The following is a 12,785-nucleotide window of genomic DNA, read 5'->3' on the forward strand; positions in this document are numbered from 1 at the left end:
CAAAAATCAATTAATAGGTTAATTTTATATTAAAACCGAAACTACGGGTAGTCGGTAGTGTAAACGAATCGACTCCGCCAAAAGCATTAGCAGCAGTAGCAGATATATCCGGATCTACTGGTGAATCCTTATACAAGAATCCGATATTACGTGCAATCAAAGACAATGTTAAATGTTTGGAAGGGCCTAATAAATCATAGAATGTATATCCTAAAGAGATTTCACGAAGTCGCACATTTGTCCCCTTATAAATGCAATCCAGATGAGCACCACCTACAGTTTCATAATAGTTACGGGCTGTAATTTGTTGTCCATCAGGCAAAGTTACCATGCCATTATTTGTTAAACGTGCTTCTGCACTTCGCTCTGATAATCCTGCAAAATCCATTTCCGCCTGCGTTAGTGAAATTACTTTTCCACCTATCTTTCCATCAACCAAAAAATAAAGAGAGAAATCTTTGTAACTAAAAGTATTATTCCATCCGAAATTAAATTTAGCATTTGTATTACCTAAATAACGACTGTATTCACTTGTCAACACGGGTTTTCCGTCTTGAATCTTAATTTTACCATCATCGCCATATACAAAATCCTTTCCGTACAAGTCGCCATAAGATCCACCTTTAATAAATTTAGTCTGAATTTCCACACCGCTTGCACTCATAATACAATCATCAGTTGTTCCATCCGGTGCAGTATATGTATCCATAATTTTATTATCATTATAAGATAAATTCAAACCAGTGCTCCATCTAAAATCTTTTGTAGAAATGACATTATAGTTGGTAGTAAACTCAATACCGCGATTTCTAATTTTACCTGAATTTATTGGCTTTGTTTGGCCGGTAGCTGTAGTTATTCTCATAAACTGATTTTCCATAGTACTCTGATATATAGTTACGTCTAAATTCAGTTTATTATTAAATAATGTCGCATCCAATCCAACCTCGAACGCCCGAGTTGTTTCAGGTTTCGGATTATCAAAAGTCGGATTTCTTGCTCCGATAGTTCCTGTTAACGGATTTGCAAACTGCGCAGCATAAAATTCCGCAGGGATAGAGTTACCAACCACACTATAAGATGCCCTCAGCTTCATCGCGTCAAGTTTGGGCATATTAAAAGGTAACAATTCTTTTAATAAAAGATTACCTCCTACTGAATAGTATGGAAAACTTTTATACTTACCATGAGTAGCGAACTGCTGAAATGCCTTTGACCAGTCATTACGGAAACTGACATCAATGTAACCTTTATCCCAAAATCCTACTTGTGCCGTTGCAAAAACAGCTGTTTCCCAATTTGTAGTAGGGGTCAGGTCTTGTCCAGTTAATAAAGTACCTTTATACCCCTCTTTGTTAGAGCCCAAGGCTCCTGGTATAGGATAAGGTATATTTGGAGAAACATATGTATTATCATTCGTCTTAGTCATATAAATAGAATGATCTTTAATGCGTTTAAAACTGGTACCTACTGTAGCATTAAATGAAATTTTCTCTTTAAATTTCTCCGTATATGTCAACAAATAATCCGAATAAATTTCACGATGGGAAGCTCTTGATCCCCAGTACGTAGCACCTAAGGTTTGATTTTTAGCCACACGAATAGTAGCTAATTCAAGCACTGTATTTTCATCATGAGTCTTATCCAAACTCACACGGGCTTGAGCTGACAAGCTTTTTAAAATCTGATACTTAGCAGTAAAAGAAGCCATAATACGATCACGTAAAGCTTCATCATTGATCGCATCTAACATAAAATAAGGATTATTGATATATGGGTTATTTACCCACGGGAAATTTTGTACTGCCACTCCTTCCAAATTAGGATTCACAATATCATTTTCCACATTCGGATCCAGTGCCGGATTATATACTAATGGATCATCTTTATCTGCAATATAAGTTCTATTTTTATCAAAATAACGTAAATCTACGGCAGAAGGAGTAAGGTATAATCCCGGAAGTGAACCTTTAGCTTTACCAATAACAGGACGATTTATTGTTTTCTGAGTTACATAATTCAATGATAAGTCTAACTTTAGCTTATCATTAAACAGATTATAGCTTTGTTTGAAAAGAAGATTATGTCTCACAAATTTATTTTTGTCCATCAACCCTTTCTGCGTTGTATTTCCATAAGAAAAATAAGTACTGGAATATTCTGTTCCACCATTCAAAGAAATGGAATTGTTGTAAGTTTGCCCCGTTTTAAAAAAATCTGTTACATTATTTCTGGGATTTTTTGTTAAATAAGGAAACATAGCTAATTGATCATCAGTTATATCAGAGATCTTATTTCCCCAAGCATTATAACGCACCTCACCACCAACGATTTCAGGAGCAAAAGTTTTCTGCTGTTCTGGATAAACCAAAGGTGTTTCTAAAGTTATATTACTGGAAAAATCAATTTTGACTTTCCCCTCACGTCCACTCTTTGTAGTAATGATAATAACACCATTGTTGGCCGCACTACCATATAAAGCAGCAGCATTAGGACCTTTTAATATAGATATATTGGCGATATCATCTGGATTAATAGTAGACAACAAATCACCACCGTCACGAGAAGCCGCCATCAGAATTTCTTGAGATTGTCCCGACATTCCATTTGACATCGGAATACCATCTAAGACTATTAACGGCTGATTATTACCCAAAATAGAACTTTGCCCACGAAGCGTTATTTTAGAAGAACCGCCACCAGCTCCTGAAGAGTTAGGAGTAATCGTCAAACCGGCACTCTTTCCTTGCAATGAATTTACAAAATTTACATCTTTCGCACGAGTCAATTCCTTTCCACCAATCTGTTGAGTAGCATAAGTCAAAGATTCCGCTTTTCTTTCAATACCCATTGCAGTAATTACAACTTCTCCCAATTGCTGTGAATCTTCTTTCATTATAATATTAAAAGAAGTCGCTCCTACCACCGGCAACACAATCGTTTTATATCCAATATAGGAAAACACCAATACGTCTTTATCACCTGCTACTTCAATTGTATAATTACCGTCCAAATCCGTAATAGTCCCCATACCGGTTCCTTGTATTTTGATACTCACGCCCATAAGAGGTTCACCAAACTCATCAGATATTACACCTTTAATAATACGCTTATCTTGTTGTTGTCGTTGCTGTACATTTTCTATATTTCTTTTTTCTTTAGAGGAAAAAAGAACAAGACAATCATCTTTCAGCGTATAAGCCACATTGGTGTTTTTCAACAAATTAACCATAACAGAAGCTAATCTTTCTTGATTAACTTTTACAGAAACAATCTTATCAGGATTAACATCTTTCGTATTGTAAATAATACGAAGCGAAGTTTGTTTGCCAATCTCATTCAAAACTTGGCTTAGTGGAACATTTGCAAAATCCAAACTGATTCTTTTCTCTTCTTGTGCTGTAGCACTCAAAAAAAATGGAATAAATAGGAATAAGAAAAATAGTAAGATTTTAATCTCACACTTTAATTTTTTTTTCATTTAGTATCATTTTTAACATTAACAAAATACTGGTTATTTTCATTCAGATACATGCATTCCGCATCAAAGTCACTGTTACATTAATTACCTTTATCCATGTTTTTCACCTCTTAAATTTTTTAAAACATTTAATTTATATATTATATATACAATCTATTGGAATAGGTTACTAAAAAGAATTCAGAAAAAAACATTTTGCATCATTCTTTTAACAAATCAATATAAGAATCTGAGAGATTAAATTAAAAAAGTATCTTTATCACATGAACATATAATTGCCGTATTAATGAGAAGTTGTTCTACATCACATTTTTTTGTAGTACAATATACAGACTGTAACACAACACATTAATAGTAACTTTCATACACTTTTCGGTTTAACTCTTGGTTTACATGAACCGCATAATTCGTAGGAAATGTTACTTAATTTAAAGCCCGAGGACAGTTTATCTTAAAAAAATACAGAAAAGAAAAAAGCTCCATAAATCAATGACTTACAGAGCTTTTAATCAGGAATACTCGTACTCGAAGCGGGACTTGAACCCGCACAGCCGCAATGGCCAAAGGATTTTAAGTCCTTCGTGTCTACCATTCCACCATTCGAGCATCCTTTCAAAGAGAGCGGAAAACGAGACTCGAACTCGCGACCCTAACCTTGGCAAGGTTATGCTCTACCAACTGAGCTATTTCCGCATTTTTTCAACGGGTGCAAAGATAAAGAGTTTTGTTGTTTCTGCCAAATTTTTTAAAAGGAAAGTTTTGAAAAGAAAGACAAACAAAGTCACCATACAAAGATGCGTCCAATCCCATCTATAGCTTGAAAGCCCTTATTCACCTCATAATCAACTGTACAACAACACATTTACACCTATAACAGACCACCATTGTTTTCATATTTCCAGACATTTAGTAATGATACAAAAAAAACAGCACCCTATATTTCCTGTCATAATATCAATCGGACATAAGTCATTCACCAATCAAAGTCCAAGATATGATTAAAATAACTATTAATCTTAACAAACAAATAATAGTTGCTTCACCAAGTTGCTTTATTAATAACATAATCAATGAAATCACATAAATAAACGAATAATTCTTTGCATACAAACGGAGTGATTTATGCCATAAATCCCCATACCCTTACCACTCCTCTTATCGCCCTTTTGTAAATTTTCCATCTATGAAATTCCAGCGATCTGCTTGTTTTTCATTGACTCGTGAATGACCGTGAACCACTTAAACAGGATACATTCTTTAAAAATATCAAAGAAAGAGACTATATGTAAATAAGGGCCATATGGAGAAACACTCTTTGAAATCATATTTCTCAATAAAATACAACTGATAATAAAAGTAAAAAGCCCACCATTGACACGAACTTTGTCAATGACGGGCTATTAAGATTATTCCAATATTATATCGAGCGTACATTATAATAAAAATCAGTTGCGAACCAACAATGTACTTCCATTAACAGTTACATTATAACGCTTTAAATATTCCGTTCCCTCACCTTCGGGCACTCCTCCCGAACTTAAAGCATATTTCGTGCCACATGACGGACAGACAGCATTTCCCAAACCATCTTCCTGCACATTAATGGAAACGCTACGACTGGCTTCAACAGGGCAAGCTGCATCAAAAGCAATATAATTATTATCTCCATAATCCGAGAATACAGACTTACCAAGAATAATACCGGCATATCCCACTGGAATACCATGCGTATTCTTCTCAACTTTAACAAAATAACCGGGCTGTGTTATTGATGGAAAAACAGCAATATTGTACCTCAATTCAAATGCAACATCCGGAATACTCGATTTATAGGCATCATCACAAGCAACGACACTTATAAATAATAATAGAGTCAAAAACAATTTACGCATGAGCATATCACTTTTATGAACGTTCCAATATTTTTTTCTCCGCTTCCTCCATTCCCCGGAAGTTGAACCCTTCTATCACCTTTTGCATCAAGGCAGAGATTTCATCATTACAAAGATTGCCGATACTCCCCTCATGAGTATGATGAACTTGCTTACTATGCGAGAAATTTCCGGCCTCAATATCAAGCCCTACTTTCTTATAAGCATCACGAAAAGGCATACCTTCGCGCGCCAGACGATTCACCTCTTCTACACTAAAAATGAGCAGATACTTATCATCATCCAAGATATGTTCGTTTACTTTTATCTCATTCATAATATAAGTCGTCATCTGCAGACAATCTTTCAATTCCTGAAAAGCAGGTAAGAATACCTCTTTTATTATCTGCAAATCACGAAAATATCCCGATGGCAGATTATTGGCTATCATCATGATCTGCTGTGGAAGCGATTGCAATTTGTTACATTTAGCACGCGTCAGCTCAAAAACATCCGGATTCTTCTTATGTGGCATAATACTGGAACCGGTAGTGCAATCATCAGGCAGTTTCACGAAACCGAAGTTCTGACTATTGAACATACAAGCATCAAATGCAAGCTTAGAAATGGTCCCGGCAATAGTGGCAAGTGCAAAAGCTACATTACGCTCCATTTTACCACGACCCATCTGGGCATATACCACATTATAATTCAGAGAATCAAAACCAAGCAAACGAGTCGTCATCGTACGGTCCAATGGAAAAGAGGAGCCATAACCGGCAGCTGACCCTAACGGATTACGGTTACACATCTTGAAAGCAGCCTGCAAAAAGAGCATATCATCCACCAAACTTTCGGCATAAGCACCAAACCACAATCCGAAAGATGAGGGCATCGCTATCTGCAAATGAGTATATCCGGGCATCAACACATTCTTATATCGTTCACTTTGAAGAATCAGCACATGAAACAACTGTTCTACCGCCTCAGCCACCTCTTTCAATTGAGTACGAGTGAACAGCTTCAAATCAAGAAGTACCTGATCATTACGCGAACGACCACTATGTATTTTTTTACCCACATCACCCAATCGACGGGTCAGCATCAACTCTACCTGCGAATGCACATCTTCTACTCCATCTTCAATCACAAACTCTCCCCGTTCTGCTTCTGCATAGATATTCTTTAATTCAGCCAACAGCAGAGAAAGCTCTTCTTCCGTCAATAACCCGATACTTTGGAGCATAGTAATATGGGCCATAGATCCCATTACATCATGCTTCGCAAGATAAAGATCCATTTCACGGTCACGACCGACAGTAAAGCGATCTATCTCTTTATTCACCTGAACTGATTTTTCCCAAAGTTTCTGTGCCATAATATTTAGTAGTTAGTAGTTAGTAGCCAGTAGTAAGTAATAGATACTGTGACTATTTCTATCAGAAATAATAATAAAAGGTTACTCTATCATTCACCATTTGGCCGCTTACCGCTTGGTTAATATTGAATCATCGCCAACATATCCGCCATTTTCTCCAATCCTTCCTGAAGAGGTTTCTGAACCATTGCCTTCATAAAAGGATTCAATTCCATGCCAATAGTCACTTTCAGTTTACATTCTTCATCCCCAGTTGCAACAAGCTGAATCCACATATTAAATGGAAGAGGTGAATTAGTCGTTTCAAGTTTAATGCACTTATTAGGTTCACGCTCAACTATCTTCAACGTCAACTGTCCCACAGGAGACACGGTGAAACTAAGACTGTCCGAATCAAAGCTTATATCTTTCACTTTGTCTTCCGGCAAACGATCTTTTATAGCTTCGAGATTACTGAGATCCGACAATTTCCCGTAAACACGTTCCTGACTGAAAGGTATTACTTTTACCGGACTTTCAAATTTAGTCATCTTATTTTTATTCTTAATAAATTAAAGACAAAAAAAGAACTATCCGAACAATATCTGCCCGAATGGCTCTTCTTTATCTACGTATTAAATATAGTCAAATATCTTTTATTACTTTGCTGCGTCCCAATGTGCCGGGTCTTTGCGCCATTCGTTCAAAGTTGCAACATCCGTATCTTCAATATAACCGGTACGAAGTGCTGCGTCAAGCACTGCTTCGTAATTTGTCAACGTAACCAAAGGTACTTTAGCATCTTTAAATGCTTTCTCAGCTACCGGGAAGCCATACGTATAGGCAGCTACCATACCGATCACTTCACAGCCGTCACGACGAATCGCTTCTACAGCTTTCAAACTACTACCACCGGTAGATATCAAATCCTCTACCACCACTACTTTCATTCCGGGTCGGAGCTCTCCTTCGATAAGGTTCTCTAATCCATGATCTTTCGGGGTAGAACGAACATACACGAACGGAAGATTCAATGCATCGGCCACCAACGCCCCCTGAGGGATAGCTCCTGTAGCAACGCCTGCAATAGCATCCACCTGTCCGAATCGTTCCAATATCAGACGTGTAATTTCAATCTTCACAAAATTACGAAGAGACGGATAAGAAAGTGTTTTACGGTTATCACAGTAAAACGGTGATTTCCATCCGGAAGCCCATGTAAAAGGATTAGCCGGTTGAAGCTTAATCGCTTTAATCTTTAGTAACTTCTCAGCAAATAATCTCTCTAAGTTTTTCATAACTAAACTAACTTGATAATTATAGATTGCAAAAATACAGAAATAGAACGAAACGAGAAAGAAGATTCCCGTTATTTTTTTAATCAGCACATGCTTCTTCCTCCGAAACCTCTATACAACACTTAATATCTTTCATTTCAAAGCCGCGACTCATCGCAAAACGGATCAACTTCCCATTGAGTTCGTATTCATCTTTTCCACGAACACTCTTCCGCTTAGAAGCAAGCAAATCACGCAGAACAGCAAGATATTCTTCCTGATCGATTTCATTCAGATAACGCCACGCTACATCAGAGGGAATTTTTTTCATATACAATCCTTGTCCTATTTTCATTTTCCCCCATTTGGCAAAGCGATATTTATCATTTATAAATGCACGGCAGTAGCGTTCATCATCAATATACTTTTCTGCTTCAAGCCGGGTAAGAATACGTTCTATCGCTTCGTAAGCTATTCCCCACTTTTGCAATTTCTCACTCACTTCTGCCCGGCAATGTTCGGCAGCAGAACAATAGGCGGCAACACGATTCAACGCCTCATCTTCAGTTATCGTATTCATTTATATGTAGTTACTATTCTATCATTACCAGAAATATCTTTTATCAAACGGGGATTACAATACCCCAAATCAGCCAACATAGAAACGATCTGTGCACCATACAGACGATTTATTTCAAAATAGAGCTTTCCACCCGGGCTTAAAAGTTTTCGCCCCAAAGCTGCAATCCGGCGATAAAAACACAACGGATCATTATCCGGCACAAACAAAGCCAGTCCCGGCTCCCAATCGAGTACATTCGATTCCATCGCCCTTTTCTCGGACTCTGTCACATACGGTGGATTGCTGACAACAATATCAAACTTTTTTTGCTGTTCTACATCAGCAAACACATTTCTTTTCTCAAAGGACACAGTAGCATTCAACGCTTCATTATTACGATGAGCTATATCGAGCGCTTCATCCGAAACGTCCCAAGCGGTAACCTGAGCATGCAGAATATCAAGAGATAAAGAAACAGCGATACATCCGCTTCCGGTACCGATGTCTAAGATTCGAGGAGTATCAAACTGATTTTCACTAATAATAAGCTCTACCAGTTCTTCAGTTTCCGGACGTGGAATCAACACACCGGGCGCAACATAAAAAGGCCGGCTGAGAAAATTTGCAAACCCACGAATATATTGTACCGGCTCGTTTTTCCGCAAACGTTGCAGAATGTTTTCAAGTTCATGCAGTTTGCTTTCTGATAAATTAATATCTTTGCCCAAATAAATATCGAGTGCATCCATGCCAAGCAGATCACACCAAATCATCATCGTCAGGCTCTTAAGTTCCTGAGGAGGATAAATATCACACAGCGATTGACGGATGTAAGTCGAGACCCGATTCATAAATTCATCTGTTTTGGGGTGCAAAAGTACAAATATTATTAATAAAAGACGGAAAAATGGAAGAAGAAAAATACATGCAGCGTTGCATCGAACTGGCACGAAACGGTTTATGCAATGTATCCCCTAATCCGATGGTAGGAGCCGTCATCGTGCACAATGGACGCATCATCGGCGAAGGATACCATATCCGTTGCGGACAAGCCCACGCAGAAGTTAATGCCATCCGCTCGGTTAAAGATCAAACCTTATTAAAACATTCCACCATCTACGTCAGCTTGGAGCCCTGTTCTCATTATGGCAAAACACCCCCTTGTGCTGACCTGATTATCGAAAAGCAAATACCACGTATCGTCATCGGTTGCCAGGATCCATTTTCAGAAGTGGCCGGACGAGGCATACAGAAGCTGCGCAATGCAGGAAGAGAAGTGGTTGTAGGTGTACTCGAAAAAGAATGCCGTGACTTAATACGACGCTTTATCACATTCAATACCCTCCGGCGTCCTTACATTATATTAAAATGGGCCGAATCATCAGATGGCTTTATTGACATCAACCGCTCGGAGGGACATCCGGTAATGCTCTCTACCTCACTGACCTCAATGTTGGTACATAAAAAGAGAAGTGAATCAGACGCCATCATGGTAGGAAGCCGAACGGCGTTGTTAGACAATCCGTCATTAACAGTACGAAATTGGTACGGCAAAAATCCGGTACGAATCGCATTGGACAAAGATCTGTCACTACCATCCACTTTACATCTTCTCAGTGACAACATTCCAACACTTATTTTTACATCCTTAATACACCCCCAAGAAAAGCATATAGAATATATCACCTTAAATTACCAAAAAGACTTATTACCGCAGATCATGGAAGAACTTTATCACCGTGGATTACAATCCCTGCTGGTAGAAGGAGGAGCACAATTGCTTCAGTCGTTCATCAATGCAGAATTATGGGATGAAGCATTTATTGAGAGAGCCGAAATCAGGCTGCAATCCGGTGTTAAAGCACCTGAAATAAGAAATAAAATTAGTTATTCCACTGAAAAACATTTTGGAGTAGAAATAACACATTACACAAATAAAAGCAGGTTAAACAACCCTATATAGAGGGGTTTCCATCGATAAAAAGCCTGTGATTATCTATAATTTTATATAAAACTTCTCCACAATGTTCAATATCGGAAAAAATGTTCCTATTTTTGCAACTTGTAAATAAACACAATCGTTCAAAATGAGAATTAAGTTTTTATCAGTAATTGTGAGTTTCTTATTTGTATCATTTGCCATGAGTTCCTGCCTTGGCGACGACGATCCAATCGAATATAGCCCAAATGCGTTAGTGCAGGCATTTGAACTCGACAATATATTGGGAGTGAATTATGCTTTCACGATAGATCAGCTTTCAGGAAGAATATACAATCAAGATTCATTGCCAGTTGGTTCGGATACCATTATCGACAGAATCCTAATCAAAACACTTTCGACGGCAGGATATGTCGTTGCGGTAGACGCTGCCGGTAAAGACTCGCTTTTCAACATAGAAGATTCTGTCAATTTAGTCAATACAATGGAAATACTTCCGGACGGAACATCTGGAAAACCTTTCAAATTCAGAGTATACGCCCCCGATTTAGAACACAAGAAAGAATACTCCCTCTCTGTGCGTGTACATCAACAGCAGCCGGATTCCCTGAACTGGGGCGACGGTCCGATAGCCCAGCCTTTTGCACCCGCAATTACCGGCAAACAAAAAGCAATCATTTTTGATAATAACATATTGGTTTATTCACCGGAAGCAACTGCTGTGTACTCCACCGCATTGTCCGATGGAAAGCATTGGGCCGAGAGCCCGATCAGTGGATTGCCATCAACAGACCTCACTTCAATAGTCACCTTTAAAGAAATGCTGTATGCTACAGTAAACGGTTACAGTAAAGTTTATAGTTCAAGTGACGGTAAAAGTTGGACAGATGCTCCGGCATTCGGCGAAGATGTGGTCACACTTATCGCACCGATCAGCAATATTCTTACAGGAATTAAAACCCTTAAAGAAACAAACGAAAAGAACGAAACCGAGGATGTGGAAAGGTTCTTCACGACCGATGGTAGTGAATGGAAAGTAGAAGGAATTGTCCCTCAAAATTTCCCACGCAACAATATCTCGGCAACGACTTTCAACAATGCAATCGGCGTACCTAATATAATGGTCGTAGGTAATATCGTTGAGCCGACGGAAAACGATACGGCAACTATAGCGTGGGGATATATGGAAGGCCAGGAATGGGCGGCCCTTTCAACCGAATCGTCCTATACTTGTCCCATGCTACAAGATCCGTCTATCATGTACTACGGAGATGCATTCTATATTTTCGGAAAAGATTTCAAGACTTTCTACAAGTCTGTAAACGGCATTGTATGGAATGCAGTAGAAAGTATGTTCATGTTCCCGGAGCAAGCTGCCTCAGAATCTTCTGCCACCGGAGGTTTCCGAGGTTGGGAATCTGATTATTCAATGGTAGTGGATAAAAATAATTTTATCTGGATAATGCGAAGTCAGCCCAATGAAGTTTGGCGGGGACGTTTAAACCGGTTAGGCTTTGACAGACAGTAGCCTATATACAATTTTAAAGTTAATCAGCCGTTCTATTAATGGAATAACCAAGTAATAAAACGATTATGGCATTTATCAAAAGAACGCTGATATCATGTATATGGATGCTCACTTTACCGCTTTTCAGTCTGCATGCGCAGGATGACGAAGAATATAGAATGGAATTGGGGGGCGGATTAGGAGGCAGTTTTTACATGGGTGATGCCAATTACACCACCCCATTCAAAAATATAGGAGTAGCCGGAGGATTTATGGCCAGGTTTATCATGAATCCACGAATGTCTATAAAAACCAATTTAATGGCAGGAAGAATATCCGGCAACACGAAAAATTTTAAAAACAAATACCCCGACAACGGAGAAGTTGGTTTTAAACGTACACTCTTCGACCTCGGGGCACAATTTGAATATAACTTTCTGGCATACGGTACCGGAATAGGATATAACGGAGGGCATCGTTTTACTCCTTATATATTAGGGGGAATGGGATTTACCTTCGCACCGGCACCGGCAGAAGGAGTATTTACAGTAAACTTTCCGATAGGGGTGGGAGTGAAATATAAAATAGCCCACCGCATCAATATCGGTTGCGAGTTTACCATGCGGTTCAGCTTAAGTGATAAATTAGATGTCACCAATAAAGAAGGACTGCAATTGAATGATCCGTATCGGATTAAAAGTCAGGGATGGAAGAACAAAGACAGTTATTCATATACCGTCTTTTTTGTGACATATGACCTTTTTTCCAGATGTAAAGAATGTAACAACTAA

10 protein-coding genes and 2 tRNA genes are annotated in these 12,785 nt (G+C 38.4%); 3 read left to right on the plus strand and 9 right to left on the minus strand.

The features are described 5' to 3' along the window. Positions 1–10 precede the first annotated feature (10 nt). The 9 genes from HMPREF1532_RS06775 to prmC all read right to left on the minus strand — a co-directional run bounded on the left by HMPREF1532_RS06775 (position 11) and on the right by prmC (position 9,399). Entirely contained in the window at positions 11–3,481 is a 3,471-nt protein-coding gene (locus HMPREF1532_RS06775; protein WP_005926737.1) for a SusC/RagA family TonB-linked outer membrane protein, read from the minus strand. A gap of 522 nt (positions 3,482–4,003) precedes the next feature. Next, positions 4,004–4,087, minus strand: a tRNA-Leu gene (locus tag HMPREF1532_RS06780). A 14-nt stretch (positions 4,088–4,101) separates the two neighbouring features. Continuing rightward, positions 4,102–4,174 (minus strand) — tRNA-Gly (locus HMPREF1532_RS06785). Positions 4,175–4,926: 752 nt separating this feature from the next. Further along, entirely contained in the window at positions 4,927–5,373 is a 447-nt protein-coding gene (locus tag HMPREF1532_RS06790) for a Rieske (2Fe-2S) protein (protein WP_005926740.1), read from the minus strand. Between the two features lie 13 nt (positions 5,374–5,386). After that, the gene (gene argH / locus HMPREF1532_RS06795) at positions 5,387–6,730 is read right to left on the minus strand and encodes an argininosuccinate lyase (protein WP_005926743.1); all 1,344 of its coding nucleotides are present in this window, start codon (positions 6,728–6,730) and stop codon (positions 5,387–5,389) included. Between the two features lie 119 nt (positions 6,731–6,849). After that, positions 6,850–7,260 (minus strand): SRPBCC family protein, encoded by a 411-nt coding sequence (locus tag HMPREF1532_RS06800; protein ID WP_005926745.1) that lies wholly within the window; start codon positions 7,258–7,260, stop codon positions 6,850–6,852. 108 nt (positions 7,261–7,368) lie between these two features. After that, the gene (gene pyrE / locus HMPREF1532_RS06805) at positions 7,369–8,007 is read right to left on the minus strand and encodes an orotate phosphoribosyltransferase (protein WP_005926748.1); all 639 of its coding nucleotides are present in this window, start codon (positions 8,005–8,007) and stop codon (positions 7,369–7,371) included. 79 nt (positions 8,008–8,086) lie between these two features. Continuing rightward, complete coding sequence (locus HMPREF1532_RS06810; protein WP_005926750.1) at positions 8,087–8,566, minus strand: regulatory protein RecX; 480 nt, start codon at positions 8,564–8,566, stop codon at positions 8,087–8,089. Continuing rightward, a complete protein-coding gene (gene prmC, locus HMPREF1532_RS06815) occupies positions 8,563–9,399 on the minus strand; it encodes a peptide chain release factor N(5)-glutamine methyltransferase (RefSeq protein ID WP_025819144.1) in 837 nt (278 codons plus the stop codon). Before prmC ends, HMPREF1532_RS06810 begins: the two co-directional genes overlap by 4 nt. A 56-nt stretch (positions 9,400–9,455) precedes the next feature. Here prmC and ribD point away from each other — a divergent pair, with 56 nt between their 5' ends. From ribD to porG, 3 genes are all read left to right on the plus strand, one after another. Next, entirely contained in the window at positions 9,456–10,511 is a 1,056-nt protein-coding gene (gene ribD, locus HMPREF1532_RS06820) for a bifunctional diaminohydroxyphosphoribosylaminopyrimidine deaminase/5-amino-6-(5-phosphoribosylamino)uracil reductase RibD (protein WP_005926755.1), read from the plus strand. 124 nt (positions 10,512–10,635) lie between these two features. Then, positions 10,636–12,015 (plus strand): BamI family beta-barrel-assembly machinery protein, encoded by a 1,380-nt coding sequence (bamI, locus tag HMPREF1532_RS06825; RefSeq protein WP_005926758.1) that lies wholly within the window; start codon positions 10,636–10,638, stop codon positions 12,013–12,015. A gap of 65 nt (positions 12,016–12,080) precedes the next feature. Next, positions 12,081–12,785 (plus strand): type IX secretion system protein PorG, encoded by a 705-nt coding sequence (porG, locus tag HMPREF1532_RS06830; protein ID WP_005926761.1) that lies wholly within the window; start codon positions 12,081–12,083, stop codon positions 12,783–12,785.

The sequence above is a fragment of the Bacteroides salyersiae WAL 10018 = DSM 18765 = JCM 12988 genome (genome assembly GCF_000381365.1).
GTDB lineage: Bacteria > Bacteroidota > Bacteroidia > Bacteroidales > Bacteroidaceae > Bacteroides > Bacteroides salyersiae.

Coding starts and splice junctions, on each gene's coding strand:
- HMPREF1532_RS06775 (WP_005926737.1), bottom strand. CDS start 3,481: ATGAAAAAAAAATTAAAGTGTGAGATTAAAATCTTACTATTTTTCTTA.
- HMPREF1532_RS06790 (WP_005926740.1), bottom strand. CDS start 5,373: ATGCGTAAATTGTTTTTGACTCTATTATTATTTATAAGTGTCGTTGCT.
- argH (WP_005926743.1), bottom strand. CDS start 6,730: ATGGCACAGAAACTTTGGGAAAAATCAGTTCAGGTGAATAAAGAGATA.
- HMPREF1532_RS06800 (WP_005926745.1), bottom strand. CDS start 7,260: ATGACTAAATTTGAAAGTCCGGTAAAAGTAATACCTTTCAGTCAGGAA.
- pyrE (WP_005926748.1), bottom strand. CDS start 8,007: ATGAAAAACTTAGAGAGATTATTTGCTGAGAAGTTACTAAAGATTAAA.
- HMPREF1532_RS06810 (WP_005926750.1), bottom strand. CDS start 8,566: ATGAATACGATAACTGAAGATGAGGCGTTGAATCGTGTTGCCGCCTAT.
- prmC (WP_025819144.1), bottom strand. CDS start 9,399: ATGAATCGGGTCTCGACTTACATCCGTCAATCGCTGTGTGATATTTAT.
- ribD (WP_005926755.1), top strand. CDS start 9,456: ATGGAAGAAGAAAAATACATGCAGCGTTGCATCGAACTGGCACGAAAC.
- bamI (WP_005926758.1), top strand. CDS start 10,636: ATGAGAATTAAGTTTTTATCAGTAATTGTGAGTTTCTTATTTGTATCA.
- porG (WP_005926761.1), top strand. CDS start 12,081: ATGGCATTTATCAAAAGAACGCTGATATCATGTATATGGATGCTCACT.